General features: G+C 40.5%; 15 protein-coding genes. 6 read left to right on the top strand and 9 right to left on the bottom strand.

Annotation, left to right across the window (positions count from 1 at the left end):
• Positions 1–26 precede the first annotated feature (26 nt).
• The 6 genes from FTT92_RS03925 to FTT92_RS03900 all read left to right on the top strand — a co-directional run bounded on the left by FTT92_RS03925 (position 27) and on the right by FTT92_RS03900 (position 7,152).
• Positions 27–1,550, top strand: coding sequence for a TolC family protein (locus FTT92_RS03925; protein ID WP_180171607.1), 1,524 nt, complete (start codon positions 27–29; stop codon positions 1,548–1,550).
• Complete coding sequence (locus tag FTT92_RS03920) at positions 1,547–3,673, top strand: type I secretion system permease/ATPase (RefSeq protein ID WP_180171494.1); 2,127 nt, start codon at positions 1,547–1,549, stop codon at positions 3,671–3,673. Before FTT92_RS03925 ends, FTT92_RS03920 begins: the two co-directional genes overlap by 4 nt.
• Positions 3,674–3,676: 3 nt before the next feature.
• Positions 3,677–4,867 carry an HlyD family type I secretion periplasmic adaptor subunit gene (locus FTT92_RS03915; protein ID WP_180171493.1) on the top strand — a complete coding sequence of 397 codons (1,191 nt, stop codon included), beginning with the start codon at positions 3,677–3,679 and terminating at the stop codon, positions 4,865–4,867.
• A gap of 102 nt (positions 4,868–4,969) precedes the next feature.
• On the top strand, positions 4,970–5,569 hold the full coding sequence (locus tag FTT92_RS03910; protein WP_180102637.1) for a YigZ family protein: 600 nt from the start codon (positions 4,970–4,972) through the stop codon (positions 5,567–5,569).
• Positions 5,562–6,179, top strand: coding sequence for a DapH/DapD/GlmU-related protein (locus tag FTT92_RS03905; RefSeq protein ID WP_180171492.1), 618 nt, complete (start codon positions 5,562–5,564; stop codon positions 6,177–6,179). Before FTT92_RS03910 ends, FTT92_RS03905 begins: the two co-directional genes overlap by 8 nt.
• Positions 6,180–6,309: 130 nt before the next feature.
• Entirely contained in the window at positions 6,310–7,152 is an 843-nt protein-coding gene (locus FTT92_RS03900; RefSeq protein ID WP_078193559.1) for a universal stress protein, read from the top strand.
• A gap of 209 nt (positions 7,153–7,361) precedes the next feature.
• On the opposite strand, the gene FTT92_RS03895 is transcribed toward FTT92_RS03900, so the two are convergent.
• The 9 genes from FTT92_RS03895 to dnaE all read right to left on the bottom strand — a co-directional run bounded on the left by FTT92_RS03895 (position 7,362) and on the right by dnaE (position 21,776).
• The gene (locus FTT92_RS03895) at positions 7,362–8,027 is read right to left on the bottom strand and encodes an O-methyltransferase (protein ID WP_078193558.1); all 666 of its coding nucleotides are present in this window, start codon (positions 8,025–8,027) and stop codon (positions 7,362–7,364) included.
• Between the two features lie 131 nt (positions 8,028–8,158).
• On the bottom strand, positions 8,159–8,881 hold the full coding sequence (locus tag FTT92_RS03890) for a D-Ala-D-Ala carboxypeptidase family metallohydrolase (protein WP_078188751.1): 723 nt from the start codon (positions 8,879–8,881) through the stop codon (positions 8,159–8,161).
• Between the two features lie 138 nt (positions 8,882–9,019).
• Positions 9,020–9,343: a ferredoxin FdxA gene (fdxA, locus tag FTT92_RS03885; protein ID WP_004651686.1), complete on the bottom strand. Its 324-nt coding sequence runs from the start codon at positions 9,341–9,343 to the stop codon at positions 9,020–9,022.
• Positions 9,344–9,729: 386 nt separating this feature from the next.
• On the bottom strand, positions 9,730–12,360 hold the full coding sequence (mutS, locus tag FTT92_RS03880) for a DNA mismatch repair protein MutS (protein WP_180171491.1): 2,631 nt from the start codon (positions 12,358–12,360) through the stop codon (positions 9,730–9,732).
• Positions 12,361–13,351: 991 nt separating this feature from the next.
• Positions 13,352–15,358, bottom strand: coding sequence for a triacylglycerol lipase (locus FTT92_RS03875; protein WP_180094456.1), 2,007 nt, complete (start codon positions 15,356–15,358; stop codon positions 13,352–13,354).
• A gap of 128 nt (positions 15,359–15,486) precedes the next feature.
• Positions 15,487–16,401, bottom strand: coding sequence for an ABUW_2363 family tetratricopeptide repeat lipoprotein (locus FTT92_RS03870; RefSeq protein WP_078193555.1), 915 nt, complete (start codon positions 16,399–16,401; stop codon positions 15,487–15,489).
• Between the two features lie 106 nt (positions 16,402–16,507).
• Positions 16,508–17,317 (bottom strand): serine O-acetyltransferase, encoded by an 810-nt coding sequence (cysE, locus tag FTT92_RS03865; protein WP_111883774.1) that lies wholly within the window; start codon positions 17,315–17,317, stop codon positions 16,508–16,510.
• Positions 17,310–18,152 carry an RNA methyltransferase gene (locus FTT92_RS03860; RefSeq protein ID WP_180127926.1) on the bottom strand — a complete coding sequence of 281 codons (843 nt, stop codon included), beginning with the start codon at positions 18,150–18,152 and terminating at the stop codon, positions 17,310–17,312. The genes cysE and FTT92_RS03860 overlap by 8 nt, the downstream gene beginning before the upstream one ends.
• Positions 18,153–18,203: 51 nt before the next feature.
• Positions 18,204–21,776, bottom strand: coding sequence for a DNA polymerase III subunit alpha (gene dnaE / locus FTT92_RS03855; RefSeq protein ID WP_180171490.1), 3,573 nt, complete (start codon positions 21,774–21,776; stop codon positions 18,204–18,206).
• Between the last annotated feature and the right edge of the window lie 74 nt (positions 21,777–21,850).

Below are 21,850 nucleotides of genomic sequence, written 5' to 3'. Positions count from 1 at the left end.
CTGCAAAAATCATGCGATTACGAAAGATGAATGGTCCAGAAGTTGGGCGTCCGCGTAAAAATAAGTGCAATTTCTTTTGTATATTATTATTACCCTTTTCCATTGGTTCAGTGTATGCAGCAGATACCGGCACTGCACAAAGTACCATTCAAAAGACATTAGATAAGATTTTTTTACCTAATAAGCCGAAACCTTCTGCCGAAAAAATTAACATCACAGAACTCAGTAAATATAATTTAGATACCTCACGTGTCCAAGAAATGCCAGCCGTTGCTTATGGTCGAACGCAACAAGGCAGCTATAATCCAAACACAGTAGCGAAGAATCTAAGTTTTATTGATGCGATACATATCGCCGTCCAAAGACGTCCAGAAATCACACAAAGTATTGCTACAGTCGCATCGCAAAACGCCAATATTGACCTTGCGAATGCTGCATATTATCCCCAAATTTCAGGGGGATTGAGCACTGCAGATCTGACCAAAGGCGAGCGTGGACGTCAGTTGGTTTCTTTAAATGCGACGCAGATGTTATATGACTTTGGTAAAACCAAAAGTGCTGTCGGTATCGAAGAAGCAAAAATGTTACAAGAGCAGGCTAATGTACTTGTAAATTTAGATGAAGTTTCTTTTGATGTTGCAAATGCAATTATCAACATTAAACGATATCAAGAAGTGGCTAAAATTGCGCAGCAGCAAATTGCCGGTGTGAGTCGGATTGCTGAGATTGCTAATCTCCGTGCAACCGCAGGGATCAGTAGTCAAGCAGACCCTATTCAAGCCAAGTCAAATTTAGAAGCTGCAGAATCAAATTTAATCGTGCAAGAAACTCAACTTCGACAGTACCAACAGCGACTTCGTACCTTGTTAGGTTTTGATGTAAGTCAGATCAATTGGGTGATACCCGATCGGATCTTAACTGCAGCGGCTTTATATGAGGATCCGGACTTCAAGATGATTCCGAGCATGATGAAAGCACAGGCTGGGGTTGAAATTGCCAAATTGCAAAAGCAACAGTCAAAATTAAGTGCTTATCCAACACTCAATGTCAAAGGCAGTCTGAGTCAGGCGGTGAATGGCCGTAATCCAAATAATGATGAAGATGATGGTTTATATAATTCAATCATGTTGGAAGCCACCAGTAATTTTTACCAAGGTGGTGCAATTGCAGCGCAAACACGTGCCGCAAGCTATGCAGAAGAAGCAGCAAAAGCACAAGTAAATACAGTGTATTTGGATGTGATTGATCAAGTCCGAATGATTCGAGAACAAATCGAAAATAAAAAGCGTCAAATGTCGATATTGGTGCAGCGTCGTGAAACAACGGTAAGAACCAAAGAGCTGTATCAAGAACAATATAAATTAGGCACTCGAACGGTTGTCGATCTACTGAATGCAGAGCAAGCCATACATAGTGCCGCACAAGAAATTGTGACATCGCAATATGATATTTACTCTGCACTTGCACAGTACATCCAAGTGACAGGGCGTTCACGAAATATCTATGAACTTAATAATATATCTATTCAGGGGTTTGAAGTTCAGCCATGAGTAATACAATAAATTATCAACCGTGGCTACAAGCGGTTCTGAATATTGCAAAGCATTATCGAATTGAACCCTCTGAAGAACGTATACGGTTGCAGTTGGATTGGGATCAACACAAAAATGCCGATGAACTGGTTGCAGTCATGGCACGCCAAATTGGATTAAGTGTTCGAAAAAATAAATATGACATAAATCTGCTCAATCCATGGCGCTTACCGGTATTGGTTGAGTTTATTAGTGGTGAAGTGGGTGTGGTAGAACGCATCGACGTAGACGGTAATGCCAGTGTCCAATTGAGCGGAGATGAAGGTCTATCTCAAGTCTTCTCTATTGAACGATTGAGCCATGGCGTTCGCAATATTTATATTCTGCGTCCAGAGTCATCTGTACCCGATGCACGTGTTGATGAATACATCAAGCCGTTTGAAAAAAATTGGTTCTGGTCGATTGTTTTAAAAGACTGGAAACGCTACATCGACATTATGTTTGCTTCATTAATGGCGAATATTTTGGCCCTAGCCACTATTTTGTTCTCAATGAACGTGTACGACCGCGTCATTCCATCTCAATCTGTACCGACTTTATGGGTACTTGCCGGTGGGGTGTTAATTGCAGCGATATTTGAGTTTGCACTACGTGTTTCACGAATTTATTTATCGGATATTATTGGTAAACGTGCCGATTTGAAAATTTCCGATCGTGTATTTGGTCATGCATTAAGGATTAAAAATAGCGAACGTTCAAAATCAACAGGTACTTTTATTTCACAAATTCGTGAATTAGAAGGGGTACGCGAAATGGTCACTTCGACGACTGTTACCGCAATTGCCGATTTACCGTTTTTCTTCTTGTTTTTGTTCATCTTCTGGTTAATTGGCGGCAATCTATTTTGGGTCATGCTGTTGGTGGTTCCTTTGATGATTATTCCAGGGATTTTGGCGCAAAAACCATTGGCTAAACTTGCACAAATGGGTATGCGCGAGTCTTCGATTCGTAATGCATTATTGGTTGAATCTGTGCAAGGCATGGAAGATATCAAATTACTTCGTGCTGAATCACGCTTCCAAAACCAATGGAACCACATGAATGAAGTGTCTGCTGATGTCAGCATGCGTCAACGTAAAATCGTGGGCTTAATGTCGGCATGGACACAAAAAATTCAGGGTCTAACATTTGCAATCGTTGTACTCGTCGGCTGTTTTGCTGTGATGAAAGGTGAAATGACCACAGGTGCTTTGGTGGCTTGTTCGATTTTGTCCTCACGAATGTTGGCACCAATTTCTGCACTGGCTGGGGTATTAGGTCGTTTACAACAGGCTAAAGTGGCGAAAGCAGGTCTTGATGAACTCATGAAGAAACCTGTCGATCAACCGGATTATTCTCACCTTATTCATCGACCATCAATTAATGGTCATTATGAACTCAATGGTGTGTCATTTAAGTATGGTGAAGATGATCCACGTCCAAGTCTTTTAATTCCAAAACTGGAAATTAAGGCTGGAGAAAAGATCGCAATTTTGGGCCGTAACGGTGCTGGTAAGTCGACGCTACTCCAATTGTTATCGGGTATGCAAACGCCAGTACAAGGCAAAGTTAAATTAGATGGGATTGAACTGTCTTTAATCGACCCCGCAGATGTGCGTCGTGATATGGGGCTATTGAACCAAAATGCACAGTTATTCTACGGTACGATTCGTGAAAACTTGACCTTGGGTGCTCCGTTGGCTACGGATGAACAATTGATTGAAGTACTGAAAATTACGGGTGCAATTCACTTTGTTCAAGAGAAAAAAGAAGGGCTAGACCATATCATTTTAGAAGGTGGTGTCGGCTTCTCTGGCGGTCAACGCCAAGCTTTGTTGCTTGCACGCATATTGATTCGTCAACCCAATATTTTATTGCTTGATGAACCTACAGCAGCCATTGATGACGTATCTGAGAAGCAGTTGATCGATCATTTAAAAGGTTATTTACAAAACCGAACTATGGTGGTAGCAACACATCGCCGTGCGGTACTTGAGTTGGTTGACCGCATTATTGTGGTGAATGAAGGTAAAATTGTCATGGATGGGCCTCGTGATCAAATTCTGAATCAGAATGCTCAGAAAAAAGTAGCTGGGGCTTAAATCATGAGTGAAAATAAACAAGAAATACAACGCTCGACCAAAGTCAGCTTTAAAGAGCCACCATTACCGAAATCGAGTTTAATCATTTGGATTATTACGATTGGTCTGGCAATCCTTTTCGTTTGGGCTTGGTTGTTTAAATTAGAAGAAGTCTCTACAGGGACAGGTAAAGTGATTCCATCTTCGAAAGAACAAATTGTTCAGTCGCTTGAGGGAGGTATTTTAACCAAGTTGAATGTGAAGGAAGGTCAAATTGTTGAACAAGGTCAAGTTCTTGCGCAACTCGATCCAACACGCTTCGCATCAAATGTTGGTGAAACCGAGTCTTTACTTGTGGCATCACGTGCGACAGCAGCACGTTTACGTGCAGAAGTGAATGGTACACCATTAACCTTTCCTGAAGATGTTCAAAAGATTCCAGCTTTAGTGAAGGAAGAAACCGCTTTATATCATTCACGTCGTGCAAACTTGGAAGAATCTGTTGCCGGCTTAAAACAAGCTTTGGTATTGGTTCAACAAGAATTGGCCATGACTGAACCTTTAGTTGCTAAGGGTGCAGCAAGTGAAGTTGAAGTACTTCGTTTAAAGCGTTCAGCGAATGACTTACAAAATCAGTTAAATGATGTCCGTAACCAATATTTGGTGAAATCACGGGAAGAATTGTCGAAAGCCAATACTGATATTGAATCGCAGCAACAAGTGGTGAAAGGCAAATCGGATACGCTGAGCCGTACCGTGTTTAAATCTCCAGTACGTGGTGTGGTCAAAGAAATTGATGTGATGACATTGGGCGGTGTGATTCCGCAAAATGGTAAATTGATGACCATTGTACCTTTGGATGAACAGCTTTTGGTAGAAGCACGTATTTCACCGCGAGATATTGCTTTTATTCGTCCGGGTCAAGAAGCCTTAGTGAAAATTACGGCATATGACTATTCGATCTATGGTGGTCTAAAAGGTAAAGTGACCGTCATTTCACCAGATACTTTACGTGATGAAGTGAAACAAGATCAGTTCTATTATCGTGTTTATATCCGTACAGATAGTGATAAATTAAGCAATAAAGAAGGTAAAAGTTTTAGTATCACTCCGGGAATGGTGGCGACAGTTGATATCCGTACCGGCTCGAAAACTGTACTTGAGTACTTAATCAAGCCATTCAATAAAGCAAAAGAAGCACTTCGCGAACGTTAATAGCGCAGTGCCAATCAAGCCTCCAGCATTGGGGGCTTTTTTGTGGATGTAAGTCTTTCAAAAAACGCTATAATATCCTTTGATACAGGATCTAAAGACGTTATGCCATTTACACTCGCCGCACAGTTTGAATATGAAGAAGACATTAAAAAAAGTCGTTTTCAAGCCATCGCAGTTCCTGTGGAAAATGAACAAGCCGTTAAAGAATTTCTCGAAGCCCATAAAGATATCTCAACAACACATCAGTGTTGGGCATGGAAAATTGGACATACCGTACGTTTTAATGATGATGGTGAGCCTTCAGGCACAGCAGGTCGGCCCATTCTAGCAACCATAGAAGGGAATGACCTAACCAACGTGTTGGTCTTGGTTAATCGTTGGTATGGCGGAATTAAGCTCGGGACAGGGGGATTGGTACGTGCCTATGGTGGCTGTGCAGGTCAATGCCTTTTACAAGCTGAAAAAATTGAACTTATTGAGAAGAAAAAAGTGCAATTTAGTTGTCAGTTTAATGAATGGGCAATTTTCCAATATGAGCTCAATCAGCAGCAAATTGAATTTCAGGAAGACTATACAGCGCAGGGCGTAAATGTACTTGCAGCATTGCAAATTCATCAAATCCAACCGCTACAGTTAAAGATTCAAGATGTAACTCGCGGACGTGAACAACTGTATATCGTAGAGGCTGCTGAAGATGAATGAAATAGATCCATTATTGAAATATCGAGAGCAACATAAGCATCGTCTAAATTATATGCCTTGGTTGTATTGGTCACTCAAACCGAAAAATCGTGGTTGGGCCGAAGCTTGGCAACAGGAATATCAAGACTATCTCAAATCGATGGAAACTGTGGAAATTGGTGAAAACTGTTTTATATCGCCATTGGCTCATATTTTTGCCGAACCGGGACGTAAGATTGTCATTGGAGATAACAGCTTTATTGCGGCGGATTGCACTTTGCATGGCCCAATAGAAATAGGCAATGAAGTGGCGATCAATCATCACTGTATTTTAGATGGTGGGCGAGTGGGCATCAAAATTCATGATCAAGTTCGTATGGCGGCATATTGCCATTTATACGCTTTCGATCATGGAATGGATGTCAATCAACCGATCTATCAGCAGGCTGTACGATCACAAGGGATTAAGATAGAGCGTGATGTTTGGTTAGGTGCGCATGTTGGAATCAAGGATGGCATTCACATTGCTGAGCAGGCTGTAGTCGGTATGAACAGTATGGTGACGAAAAATGTCGAAGCGCGTGCAATCATTGCTGGAAATCCTGCAAAATTCATTCGATATCGTGAATAAATAATCGCCAAATACGTCATAAATATTTTTTATGCTTACACAATTGCATGCACAGTGAAACAGAGTTGTGATAAGTTAAAAATAACAAACAACATTTTATAGCCAAGCAATAATAAAACGAGGGCTAATCATGAAACGAGTTATCGCCTGTATCGACTCTTCTCCATGCATTAATGCACTAGCTGATGCTGCTGCTTGGGTTGCTAAACAAACTCACCGCGAGTTGGTTTTACTGCAAATACTTGATTACTATCCGGCAAGTTATCACTTAGGTGAAATCAGTGGCGTGATTGGGTTTGAAAGTAATGCCATGCTCTTGAAAGAACTCGCGGAGTTAGAACAAAAACAAAGTGATTTAGCGTTAGATTATAGTAATAACTTGCTCAAACACATTTCTGAAATGATCCAAGATAAGCATGGGATTCAAACCACCCATATTCAGGAAAAGGGTGACTTCTTAGAGCAAAGTTTTAATATTTTGCAAGATGACGACATTGTTTTGATTGGTCGGGTAGGTGAACGTTCAGCAGAGCGCAATAAGCCGCTTGGTAGTAATGTTGAAAACTTTATACGTGGTGCAAGTTGTACAGTTATGACCGTAGGGCCAACGTTTAAACCACCGACACGTTTTATTTTTGCCTATGAATATTCGCCTAAATGCGTTGAGTTAATGAAGCGTGTGGCACAAAGTGATCTACTCAAACTCTTACAATGTCATTTGGTTTATGTTGGAGATCACCCACAAATCTTGGATGATCCAAAAAATTATTTAACCAATGCCGGTCTCGATGTGGTGACAGAATACCGTTATGGCGATGTTTCGGAAAATATTCTGGACTATCAACAAGAGCATGGCATTCAGTTAATCGTACTTGGCGCTTTTAGCCACAGTAAAATCCATCAGTTCTTCTTGGGCAGTATTACAACCAGTATTTTCAGAAATTCGAGTGTTCCATTGTTGGTTGTAAAATAAGTTGAGCAAACGAACAGTTGATTTAATAGACGGACAATTACGAGTAAATAAATAATAAGTTGTTGATTTAAAAATAATCAGAGTTATCCTCAAAAATTGTGGATAACTCTGTGTGTAGTATTTGTAAGTAATTGTTTTTAAAATAAAATATTATATTGATTGTTTTTTGTACCTTTATTCGAGGTGTCTAAAAAACATCTTGATTAAGATTATTTAACGATTGCAATTGCAAAACCATCATGACCTTTGCAACCAACAGTTTGAAGTGCTGTGCAGGATAAAATTTTTGGATGATTTTGCATGGCTTTGAACATATCACGGATACCTTCAATGCTTGGTTTGTGGTTTTCAGCATTTAGAATCTCACCTGCACGAATTACATTGTCTAAAACAATCACTGTACCTGAATGAGATAAATTTAAGCTTAATTCTAAATATTCAGGGTAGCTCTGTTTGTCTGCATCGACAAAAATAAAGTCAAAAGGTTCGGTATCTTCAGGAAGGGCACGTAAAATATCTGCCGCACGACCACATTTCAGTTCTATCGTTTGTGCAAGCTTTGCATTATCAATATTTTCTTGACCGAGGGCAGCATGTGTATCACGACCTTCAATGGTCAGAATGTAACCATCTTCAGGTAATGCACGTGCTAACCACATGGTGCTATAGGCTGCAAAAGTTCCAAGTTCTAAAACGCGTTTACACTTGTTCATTTGGATTAACATTTGAAGCAGCATGCCTTGATTAGCCGCTACAGCAAGATGATCAGGAAAGCCACGTTCATCCGTATGTTGAAGTGTTTGAGTCAATATTGGATCTTCTGGAATTAAATGTGAATCGATGTAAGCATCAATGTCTGTCCACATTTGTTGCATGTTGTCGCACCTCGTGATTGATGCAAGCATTTTAAACCTTTCCACCAACATCGCAATTTATTGTTCTATATTTGAATATTTTATGTACAAAAAAGACCTCCGAAGAGGTCTTGATATGACGATGTAATGTTTTAGTAATTACACATTGATGAGCGACTTGAGTGATCAGGCCCCCAAGTACGGTAGCCTTGAGTATCAATATGAATTTGTCCGCTGGCATATAAACCTAATCCCATATTGAGACTCTGCCCGTGTTGTGACCAAAATTGGCATAAACGGAACTTGGTATTTTCAATATAACTGTAGTCTTCGGGCTGCGGGTACGCAGGTCCAATACGGAAATCAATCGCCGAGTTGTATAAATGACGAGATGAACTTGCACCACCGGCACACTGGTTCAAAGGCAAATCACGATAAACCGAAGTCACTTCAAAGTCCGTTAAGATATTTGCAGCTACTAAATATTTAAAGACACGTAAGGTCGCAATTTGGTTTTGCCATAATTCACGGTTAGGCACCATATATTCTGAGCGACCACATTTTTGCCAATCACGTGCAGTACGCATCAGCTCAAATGAAGGGATGATATTGCCTACACCATTTTTCTCTAAAAAGACTTCATAGTCTCGAACGCGACGTAAATTATCAACAGACGCTACCCATGAGTTGTACGCATAAGGCACCACTTTAGGCGGGGCTTGTCTGATGGTCGTCACTTTTTCTTGAGGTATGTAAATACGTTTACCGTCGGGAGTTGTAATAGTGTGACCTTGTTTTTGTGGTGTAGTTGTACAACCAATGAAAACAAGAGGGAATATTGCAACGGACAATAATCCCTTAAGTAAATGCTTCATTATAGAAATCAATTATTTATAAACTCGTTCTATTTTAATCCAATTTGATTGATAAAATTTGAATAATTTGCAATGAAATGTGTGCTTTAAGTATAAAAAAAGATCAGCATGTGCTGATCTTTTCATGAAAGCGTAAAATTACTTTTCGAGATATTGTAATTTATCAGCTTTACCGTTCCATTCTTCACGGTCGGCAGGTTGATCACCAATTTGAGTGATGTTCGGCCATTTTTGAGAAAGTTCAGTATTAAGTTCGATAAATACTTCTTGACCTTCAGGTAACTCATCTTCAGAGAAAATCGCGTTAGCTGGACACTCAGGTTCACATAGCGCACAGTCGATACATTCATCTGGATTAATAACAAGGAAGTTTGGACCTTCATAGAAACAGTCAACAGGGCAAACTTCTACGCAGTCTTGATATTTACATTTAATACAGTTTTCAGTGACAACAAAGGTCATGGCGACAGCTACCTAAAAAATATGGTTCTAATAAACTAATGGTGTATTTTAGGCAAAAAATAGGGTAACTAACAATTCCTTTTATTGATAATTATTATATGCAGTGCTGTTAAAATCACTAAAAACTGAACAATTTATGTAAATTTCACAATGAATGAGAATCATACTCAAAAACTGATTAAATTACATCTGTTTATCGAACAATATTTTTAATGTGTATTTTAAGCATGAAACATTTAACAACATTAATTTTTTATCAATTTATTGCTGAATAGCCGCAGTAGTAGATAGCAAATATTTACTAATTTACACATTTAAATGGAGTCAATGCAAAGAACACCTTCATAGGTGTTCTTTGCATATCTCATCTATCGCTTCTGCTCAATTTAGATCTTAAGTAAATCCTTTAAGGCGTAAAGCTGTTGTAGTGCTTCGCGTGGACTTAAGTTATCTACATCTAAATCTGCTAAGGCATCAAGTACGGGCGATGTTTTTTCAACTTCCACCACGCGTTCAATTACTTCGGGCTCTGTGAGTGCCGAGAATAGATCGGTTTGTAAAGCAGTATTGAGTTGCTGTTTTTGCTGAGTTTCTAAAATACGAAGTCGATTTTGCGCTTCTTTGATCACTGCTGCGGGAATACCCGCAAGCTTTGCCACCTGTAGACCATGACTTTGACTCGCCGGGCCTTGTTGGACTTTATGCAGTAAGATCAGGTTGCCATTTAGCTCACGAGCAGTTACATGATAGTTATCGATATTAGCGTCTTTGCCTAACTCGGTGAGTTCAAAATAATGCGTTGCAAATAGGCATAAACATTTAATACGACGCGTGAGATCGAGTACACATGCCCACGCCAAAGATAAGCCGTCATAGGTACTCGTACCACGCCCAACTTCATCCATCAGTACCAGTGATTGATTGGTTGCATGATGAAGAATCTGAGAGGTTTCAGTCATTTCCACCATGAAGGTTGATTTGCCTGTAGACAAGTCGTCGGCAGATCCAATACGGGTAAATATCCGGTCGATAGGCCCTAATACGGCAGATTGGGCAGGGACAAAGCTACCACAGTAGGCCAATAAGCTGATTAAGGCAGTTTGGCGCATAAACGTCGATTTACCGCCCATATTTGGCCCTGTGATAATCGCCATGCGGTGATTAAAGTCCAAACTGGTATCATTTGGAGTAAATGCTGATTTGCTCAGAGATTCCACAACTGGGTGACGTCCGGCTTTGATTTTGATCCCAACTTCAGGGCTATATTCAGGACGTGACCAATTGCGTAATCGAGCTTGATGGGCAAAATTAGCCAGTAAATCAATTTGCGCTATAGCGGCGCTCATCATTTGTAAGTTGCCAATATCTGCACGTAATTCATCGAGTAATAGTTCAAAAAGCATTTTTTCGCGCGCTAATGCACGTGACTCACTTGAAAGCACCTTATCTTCAAAGGATTTAAGCTCAGGGGTAATGTAGCGTTCAGCATTTTTAAGGGTTTGGCGGCGAATATAATGATCAGGTGCTTGTTCAGCTTGTGCGCGAGTTAGTTCAATATAGTAACCACTAACTCGGTTATAACCAATTTTTAAGGTTGAAATTCCGGTTTGTTCACGCTCTTTAATTTCAAGATCGATGAGGAATTGTCCTGCATGGTCACGAATTTTACGCAGTTCATCGAGTTCAGTGTCGAAACCCTCGGCAATCACATTACCATCACGTAAAAGCACTGGCGGGTTTTCTACGATGGCAGACATGAGACGCTCATGTAAGCCGTGAAAATCACCCATTTCATCATTTAACTGAGCGATCAGCTTAGATTGGTGTGACTGAATGATCGGTTCAAGTGCATGTCGAAGATAGGGAATTTGTGCACAAGTTTGACGTAACTGAACTAGGTCTCGTGGTCGAGCACTGCCGAGAGCTACACGAGATAGCACACGTTCAATATCACCAATTTCTTTGAGAACTAAGCGGATCGGAGACTCATGATAGCCTTGCAGCATCGCTTGTGATGCATCTAAACGTGCATCCAATAAAGCGGTATCTCGTAAAGGCTGCATTAAGGTACGACTTAATAGACGGCCACCCATCGCAGTTTGGCAATCATTGATTAGTTGGAACAGGGAAGTACCATGTTCAAATAGGGGATCAATCAGTTCTAAGTTACGACGAGTGACGGGGTCGAGCGCCACAAAATCACTACTTTGTTCGAGTTGAATGCTGCGGATATGTGGTAAAGCAGTTTTTTGAGTCACTTTTGCATAGTGAATCAAAGCCGCTGCGGCAGCTTTCGCCAAAGGTAAATGGTCAATACCAAAACCTGAAAGTGTGGCAACTGCAAATTGGTCACACAGCGTTTTTTGTGCGTTATTTAAATTGAAGTCGACGTTTGGACGTTTAGTGACAGGGCAGTCTAATTGACGTTTAATTTGTTCGACAATATTCGGGTCAATGAGATCTTCATCAATCAAAATTTCGCTCGGCATTAAACGTGAAAGTTCGATTGCTAATTGTTCCAGCTGATAGTCCATTTGCTGAACTTTGAAAATACCTGCACTGAGGTCTAGTAAAGCAATCCCGATCTGATTTTGTTGTAAGCAGATCGCGACTAAATTTGAACTTTGATGAGAGGCAATTAGTGCATCATCCGTTAATGTCCCCGGGGTAATGATACGAACAATGCCGCGCTCAACTGGACCTTTACCTGTTACCTCACCAATTTGCTCGCAGATCACCACCGTTTCACCTTTTTTTACAAGGCGGGCTAAGTATCCTTCAGCTGCATGGTACGGGACTCCCGCCATAGGAATAGGCTCACCATTGGCTTTACCACGATGTGTTAGTGTAATTCCTAAAAGTTTTGCTGCTTTATGCGCATCTTCAAAAAAGAGCTCATAAAAATCACCCATCCGATAAAACATCAGTGAATGCGGATTTTGCATTTTGACTGACATGTACTGTTGCATCATTGGGGTCAGCGTTGAAAGGTCAACTTTGGAATTATCAGCTTGCATGAAACGAAATACCTTAAAATAAAAATTTGTGCGCTGCTAAACGAAAAACACTGTTTTGATGAAAATTGGATTTAGAAAAAGTCCTTATATTTATATTGTCTCTTCGTTCAAAACCACAGGTGTACGTTAACAAATCGTGTTGCTGATTCTAGCAAAAAAAGTGACAGGAAAATGCCAGAAAAGGTTTGTCTGCATGTAAAAAAAGCAGTCAAAATATTATTTATAAACGCTAAAAAAGTCTGTGTGTAAATTCAACAATGGATAAATTAACAATGCGATTAACTGACTCAAACATCAAGCTGCGCTTCAGCCTGAGCTAATCGATATTGGTTGCGACCGCTACCTTTTGCAAGGTAAAGTGCACGATCGGCAGCCTATATAAATTTCTGAATTTGATCAGATTTGGATGGAATGATCGTTCCCGTACCGATGCTAATCTTCACAAATTTAGACATATGGCTGGCTGGATGTGGAAGTTCGAGTGATTAAATTCTGCGTAATAAATTGGCTGCCAAAGGTTCAATTTTCAGCTTCAGTTAACACCCTAAAGAGTAGTAAAAACTCTTTGCTGCCATAGTGTGCAGCTAACTCACCATTTCGATTGGTGATTTGAGACAAAACCTCACGGTAGAGCGGTTGATAAATGGATTATAAACTTGACGTAAAATATACTTAATTTTATATAGTTATGATTTAACCCCCAATTTCATCCAGATGAAGTGACTTTAAGCCTTATAATTTCATAATTCGATATGCTCATAAAATAATTAGGAAAAGCGCACAATATTTTGTCTTTATTTTACAATAATTTATCTCCAATATAAGGTTTATATAAAGTTTAACGAGTGCCTATGAGTTTTAAAATGATTAAAAAAAAAGCTTATATAGTAATTACGTGAATAATGGCATGTTCAAGTAAATGCAGAAATAAAAAAAACCAATCCTGAGATCGGTTTTAAAATATGTAGATCGATTTAAATGCTGTATTGCCTTATGGTTTATAGAGGCCAAGTTCAATCAAATGCAAACGTAATATACGGCGTAGTTCGAGTACAGCTTCAGGGGTTTCTTGAATCGAATGACCCCCTTTAATGATTTTTTCTGAAACAGCACCCTCTAGATGAGCACTAGTGTATGGTACAATATCATCCGTCATAATATTTTTATCTTGACTGTTGGTGTTATTTCCCATAATTGAATGAAACTTCAAACCCTTACGCGGCTGAATATCTTCAGTGAGCGCGATAAATTTTGATTGATGACTTAAGTCACTTGGTCCATTTTGGATCAAGCCATGGTCAATTTCACGAAATAAATCTTTCAGGTCTTCTTCTTGAGTTAACACATCACCCATGGCCGATAAAAAAGCTCCTGGGAGTTTAATGATTTTTCGAGCGGCTTTGGTAAACCAGCGATCTGCATATTCTGTACCGCGATGAGGTGCAGCTAAAAAAATTGCGCGGCTGAAATTTGGAATATCATCAATCACCATACGCTGCTTCACGACTGGAATATTTCGGTACTGATTTAATTGACGTGAATTCATCATTTTCAAAGCTGCTTGCGTGGTATCGGCTTGGCTGACCAGTAGTCGTGCAATAATGCCGCCCATACTATGACCGACTAGAACAGCATCTTTTTTAGCTGCGGCATTGGCGTCTACTTTGCTAAAGGTCTGAGTCAAAATGGAATAAATTTGGAAGCGGCTTTCAATAATCGGCATATTCGTTGAATAGAAGACTTGCCACACTTGATAATGTTCACGTAGCACTGAATCGCCCATAATATCGTTAGTCAGACGAATCCATGCTTCAGGGCTGCTAGCAAGGCCATGTACCAAGACGATAACTTTCTTGTCAGGATTATATGGTTCAAGCATGTAGAGATGCGGCATCGTCAGTTTTTCATCTCGGTCAATCAGTGATAAATAAGCTGCCTTACCCAAGTTATTTTGTGCTAACCAAAGACCATATGGAGCAGAAAAATTGGCAGCAAGCGCATAGTTTTTATTGGCAATATTGACCTGTTCATATTTATACGGATCGTAAGCTTTAATTTGAAACTCATGTTGATTCAAAATTTGATCAACTGTAGTTGTAGCGCTTAGTGGTTCAGCCGTTAAGGTTGCAGCTAAATAGCGCGCTTGATGGATATTAGGATTTGAACCAGACGGATATTTAAAATCAATCGGGTTGATAATATATTTTGCTTTGCCTGTTTCAATCGTATGTTCTTCGGGTAAAACTACAAGAAATTCGGAGCCAAAACCATCTCGGCGGGTAATTGAACGTAAACCTGAGAAGTTAAGGTTATAGGTTGACATCAATTGTTCAATTTTACGATTTTTGAGTTCTGGGTAGTGGCTGAAGTCTATGTGATAGGTGGTTTGCCCAACTTTAATCTGTTGGGTGACTTCTTGCGGTTTATAACGTAGTGCATAACTGCTAACCAATTTGGCAATCCCTTGATTATAGAAATCACGGATTTGAACTTGACGGTTATCAAAAATACGATCAGCAGGCGCACGTTTGGTTTTAAACATGTACGCATAGCTATAGCGAATACTTTTATCGAGAAGTATCAATTGTTGATCTAAGCACTTATTATAAGTGTCTTGTTCAATTTTTTGTTTTTCTTCAGATTTGTGACTACTGAGCACACCTAACTTGCAGGCTGAAGAAGATTCATATTCTATAGCTTTAGCTAAATATAATTCACTTGCTGTAGAAAGTAATTGTTCATCTTGAATCTGAGGAATTTGTTGTAACTCATCAACACAGGCTTTCGGGTCTTCTGTGCAGGCTTTGGCTTCCCGACCTGTCATCGACAAGACATTTAAACTGGCTTCGCTAAGTTTATTTCGAGAAATAATACTTTCACGTTCATTGGCAATCGAAACATTGAGTTTTTGATTTTTGACACTGACGACCTGACATCCACTCAGTACGCTTGTACTTATGATTCCAAGGAGCAGTATTTTTTTAATATTTTGCTGCATAAAGAGGCCGCGCATAAGGTTAAGTATTTTCAAATCATACGATAATTGTCAGGATTTTCAATTCACCTTAAATGAAAAAAGACCGTTAAAACGGTCTTTTTTCAAAAGAATTTTCTAAATCGTCTGATTTAAGACGCAGCTTTTGGTGGATTTAAAACTTGCCAAACATTCCAGCGACCTTGCTTTTCAATTTCTTGAATTAAACGATCAGCAACTTCTGCTTCTTGTGGATATTTAACTTTATAGTTCTTTAAAACCTGAATGGCGTTCTTTTTTTGTTCCATGGCAATATAGTTATTTGCTGCAGAAAGATACGCTTCTTGAACACCGGCTTTCATTGCTTTGTCTAAGTATGGAATCGCTTCACGTTGACCACCACCTTCAGATAAACCAAAACCGAACCAGAAGTTTGCTTCTGCATCATCTTGGTTGATTTTTAAAATACGTTGTGCGTAAGTTAATGATTTAGTTGTGTACACAGAACCCAAATCAAGGTTACGTGCCATCACACTGGCTTTAAATGCACGAACTAAAATATCAAAAGAAGCGTTGTCTTTAGACGCAAGCGTATCTAATTTTTGCGTAACTTCCTTGAGTTTAAGCTCAAACCCTTTGCGTTCTTGGCGTTGAACAAAACGTGGTGGATAGTGACGTGCTTTACCTTCAACAAGCTGTAAGAAATCATCAATTTCAGTAATGTCGATTTCATTGTCACCTGCTAAAGCAGCAAATTTCATCGAACGTTCTTTGCTGTCAACAGTGGGGATAATCAGGCGGTTTTCTTCAAGAGTTAATTGCTTGGATGGGTCGGTTGGGCTAGTTACCACCATCTTAGTCACAGGCTGTGCTGCAGCTTTTTGTAAATTTAATTCAAAAGGAGGTGGTGCATCGTAGTTAAATGGGTTGAGTGCGTAGAAAGGTGGAGTCAGTTCAGGCTCTACAAAAATCATGGCATCTTTAGGAGCATTATTTTTAGTTGGGGCGCTTCCACAAGCGGCAAGGGTTAAAGCAATACAAGCAACTGCCAAGGGCTTAAGCGTCATATGATTCATCCATTAAATTTATTTTATAAAAAAAAGCATGTTGGTCAGTCTAAAAAAACTCTGAACAACATGCAAGTTAAAGGCAACTTATTCTGATTGCTTTTGGTTAAGCTTTAGATTGTGAACTTTGCGCTTCGCATTCGCGGCGCACATCTTCAATGATTTTAAGTTCTTCCTGACTAAAAGGTTGTTCATTAAGCTGTTGCTTTTTGAACGTTGGGTCAAGGAGAGACAAACGCTGACACAAATTATTCATACGTTTTTCATTGTGCTGAATACGATCTAACAATACACGCATACCTTCTAACATCGGGTCAGTTTGGTCTTGGGTTGCAGCATAAGGCTGGAAACCAATACTTTCTGCATAGTCGCGACGACGTGTTTCCGCTTCATCTTTTGGTTTATCTTTGGTGATAAAGCGTGCTGGATTGCCCACAGCAGTAGTATTTGCAGGAACTTCTTTAGTCACGACGGCATTTGAACCGACTTTGGCATTTTTACCCACCGTAAATGGGCCTAAGATCTTTGCACCAGCGCCAACCACTACACCATCTTCCAAAGTTGGGTGACGTTTGCCTTTGTTCCAAGTCGTGCCACCTAAGGTCACACCATGGTAGAGGGTGACATCATCACCAATTTCAGCTGTTTCACCAATCACCACACCCATACCGTGGTCAATAAAGAAACGACGACCGATTTTCGCACCCGGATGAATCTCAATGCCTGTGGCAAAGCGGCTAAAAGAAGACAATAGACGAGCTGAGCCTTTACACTCTTTTTTCCAAAGTTCATGTGCCATACGATGCATGATTAAGGCATGAATTCCTGGATAAGTCGTTAAGACTTCGAGCGTATTTCGTGCAGCAGGATCGCGCGCGAATACAGCCTGTATATCTTCTTTGAGCTGCTTAAGCATTAGATTGATCCTCATTGTCTGTAGATTTTTTCCATGTTCCGTTATTTAATGCCTGTACTCGGCTAAAGATGCCACGTAATAAGTGGTATTCCATACGATCTAATTGTATACGTCCAAATAGGCGACGCAAGCGTAAAGGTAATAATCTTGGATTTTTTGGATCCATAAATTCAATCTCTGCCAGCATTTTTTCAATATGCGGGTAGAACTGTTCCATCATTTCATGGGTCACCAAAGGTTCATCCCATTCCATATCGATGTCATCAGTAACATGCATCTTGGCATCAGGATTTGCAGTTAACTCAGTATGTGCAAGGGCGGCCATGCGCATTTCATAGCAAATGACTTGAATCGCTTGGGCAACGTTTAAGACGCCATATTCAGTATTTACTGGAATAGTGACGTGATAATTGGCCATTGCCAATTCTTCATTGGTCAAACCACGGTCTTCACGGCCAAACACCACGGCAATTTCTTGCTGTTGTTCACAGACCGCTTTGAGAGACATTTCGGCAGCAGGGCGAGCGTCAAGTAATGGCCATGGGATGGTACGACTACGCGCACTAGTACCAAAGACAATATGACAATCTTTAATAGCTTCTTCTAATGATTCAACGATTTCAATTTGATCAATTAAATCGACAGCACCGGCAGCCAAAGCATTAATGTCCGGATGCGGGTAAGTCTTCGGTGCAACTAAGACCAACTTTGAAAGTCCCATGGTTTTCATGGCACGTAATGCACTACCAATATTTGCGGGTAATGTTGTATTCACCATGACAATACGCACATGGGAGAGATGTGCTGAAACCGCAGCATTGTCAGTTTGATTCATGATATTTCCAATATGTTTATTTAAAAAAGCAGTTCAAACAGCGTTTAAACTTTAAGAAAATTGATTGGCTTCTGCTTGATATAAATCCATGGCATCATCCATGCTCATCCCATCTGGCGGTGGCGGAACCTGCGCAGGAATAGAGGCTTGTTCATAACTTACCGCTTTGGCAGCTTTGGATTTGACATGATATTCGACATGCAAAGATTCTTTGCCGAAGTAGTCACGCAGCTTAGACAGTAATTCATCTAGTGGGGCAACTTTCCAGTTTAAGCCCAAATGAATGTCGGCCGTCGCATATGGATAGTCAATATATAACTGCACAGGTATATGCGTACACATATCGACATTGCAGAAAGGCAGTAAAATATTTTGGATGTCGCGTGATAGCGTTTTACTAAAATGTTCAGGTGTTAATTTAATTTGAATGGCATTGGCACGTTTTTGACGGATTTCATTCAAACTGAAGGCTTTAGTTAAGCGACCCATTGGCCGATCAAAACCTTCACGTTCGTAAATTTCACCTTCAATGACCACCACTTTTTCGTTTTGAATCACATCTTTGAAGCGGTTAAAACGTTCGTGATTCGCAGACACTTCTATACGTGCAGTACCATCATCGAGCGTCACCATCATGCGGTTCGGGAAGTTGGCAATATCGACGACGAGGCCTGCAAATACTGTAGTGACACCACGTCGTGTAGGCGTAAGCTCATTAATGCGCTGTGAAATAAAGGCTTTTAGCTCTGATCGATACACATCGATCGGATGACCTGTTAGATAAAGCCCAAGAGTATCTTTTTCACCTTTAAGACGAACTTCATCTGACCACGGTTTAACAGGTTTAGAAGGTTTACGCTGAACTTCTTCAACTTCACCAAATAAATCCATCATCCCTGTTTCGCGGTTTGTACGGGCTTGGTCAGCCGCTTGTACAGCTTCTGGCAATTGCGCCATCAAGTCAGCGCGTTCTAATCCTAAACAATCTAATGCACCACCACGAATCAATGCTTCAAGCGTGCGCTTATTGATTTTTTTTAGGTCAATACGATGACAGAAGTCAAACAGATCTTTATATGGGCCATCTTGGATACGTGAGTCAATCACAGACTGCATGGCAGCTTCACCGACACCCTTGATCGCACCTAAACCATAGACGATGGTTTTTGGATCGCTGGCATGGAAATTATATAAAGACATATTGACCGAAGGTGGTAAGACTTCAAGACCATTAATACGACAGTCATCGATTAAGAACACCACGTTGTCCGTGTTCTGCATTTCCGAGGTCATCACTGCTGACATAAATTCAGCAGGGAAATGTGCTTTTAACCAAGCGGTTTGATATGCAACAAGGGCGTAGGCTGCGGCATGGGATTTGTTAAAACCATAGCCTGCGAATTTTTCCATATAATCGAAGATATGGTTGGCCGTATCTGCATCAATACCTTTGGTTGCAGCACCTTCAGTAAAGATCTGACGGTGCTTAATCATTTCTTCGACTTTCTTTTTACCCATGGCACGACGAAGTAAATCCGCGCCACCCAAGCTATAGCCAGCACAGAACTGCGCTGCCTGCATTACCTGTTCCTGATACACCATAATGCCGTATGTCGGTTCAAGGACACTTTCTAGTAATGGATGTAAGTATTCAAACTCGCCACCATGCATACGGTAAATAAAGTCAGGAATCAGATCCATGGGGCCTGGACGGTATAAAGACACGAAAGCAATAATTTCTTCGAACTTACTTGGACGTGCCTCTTTCAGCATTTTTTTCATGCCTACGGATTCAAACTGGAAGACTGCTGTGGTGTTTGCATCTGCGAACACAGCATAGGCAGGTTTGTCATCCAAAGGAATTAAGGAAATGTCGACAGGTGTAGTGATATCTGGACGGGCATTAATGTGCTTAATGGCATCTTCAATTACCGTTAAGTTACGTAAGCCCAAGAAGTCGAATTTAACTAGACCTGCAGCTTCCACATCGTCTTTATCGAATTGGGCTACACGGTTAGTTCCATCTGCATCACACAGTACAGCGGAATAGTCGGTTAACTTGGTTGGTGCAATAACCACACCACCGGCATGTTTACCTGTATTACGGGTAATGCCTTCAAGTTTGAGTGCCATTTCCCAAATTTCGGCTGCATCGTCGTTATCAGGATTTGATGGGTTGGTGACAATATCTTTTAGCTGTGGTTCGGCCTCAATGGATTCTTCCAAACTTAAACCTAAAGGCTTGGTCGGAATCATTTTAGAAATACGGTCAGCCAAACCATAAGATTTACCCAAGACACGGGCTACGTCACGAATTGCACCTTTTGCCGCCATGGTACCGAAAGTTGCAATCTGAGAGACCGCATCTCGACCATAAGTGCGTGCAACATAGTCAATAACACGGTCACGACCTGCAATACAGAAATCGACGTCAAAGTCGGGCATTGATACACGTTCAGGGTTTAAGAAACGTTCGAACAGTAGGTCATAACGTAGTGGGTCTAGGTCGGTAATTTTTAAACTATAGGCAACCAAGGAACCTGCACCCGAACCACGGCCTGGACCAACAGGGACGCCATTACCTTTAGACCATTGAATAAAGTCCATGACAATTAGGAAATAACCTGGGAATTGCATGGTCAGGATGATCCCGACTTCATAAGCCAAACGCTCATCATAAGGCTTACGAATTTCTGGCCAGTCGTCACCACGTTGTTCGATAGGGTATAAATGCGCTAAACGTTCTTCTAAACCTTCTTTTGATAAATGTTCAAAATAGGTGTCAATTGTATGACCTTCAGGAATTGGATAATCGGGAAGGTCATGGAAGCCTAAACGTAATGACACATTACAGCGTCGCGCAATGTGATAGGTATTTTCTATAGCCGTAGGAATGTCTGCAAACAGCTCCGTCATTTCCTCGGCAGTTTTAAAATACTGTTCAGGACTGTAATTTTTAGGGCGACGATTGTCACCGAGGACATAGCCATCGGCAATACAAACGCGTGCTTCATGTGCCTCGAAATCTTCTTTACGTATAAAATGCACATCGTTATGAGCAACCACACCAATGTTAAATTTCTTCGCAAGTTTTACTGCTTCGTGAATAAAGTCTTCTTCACCCGAGCGCTCAGTTCGTGTAATCGCTAGATAAACACGATTGCCAAATTTTTCGACCCATTCAGCTAACAGTGGTTCAGCTTTTTGCGGGTTGGAAGAGCAAAGCATTTTGCCGACATCACTTTGCATACCCAGTAAAACAATCAAGTCTTGGTGTTGATTTAAAATCCAATCTTTTTTTACGCAAGGAATATCAAGCTGTTGACCTGAAATATAACCTTCAGAAACCAACTCTGTTAGACTGCGCCAACCTTTATTGGTCATCGCTAGAAGAGTAGCTTTGTGTTCAGCATCATTCAAACGAATGGTTGAACCAAATATGGGTTTAATGCCTTTATCTAAGCACTTTTTATAGAATTTTACAGCAGCATGTAGATTTGAAAGGTCAGTAATGGCCAGAGCGGGCATTTCATCTGCAGCTGCAGCTTTAACAAGATCAGGTATACGTACAATAGATTCAGTAATGGAAAATTCTGTAAAAATACCAAGATGTACAAAGTGCATAGATGAGTCCCTGCGAAAACAGCTGCTGATTTTAGCATGCTCTGAGTTCAAACTTGCGTTTATTGCATGGCTTT

Source organism: Acinetobacter sp. YH12023 (genome assembly GCF_013420135.1).
Taxonomy (GTDB): Bacteria; Pseudomonadota; Gammaproteobacteria; order Pseudomonadales; family Moraxellaceae; genus Acinetobacter; species Acinetobacter amyesii.
The sequence above is the reverse complement of the archived record's forward strand: the minus strand, read 5'-3'. Positions and strand labels throughout refer to the sequence as shown.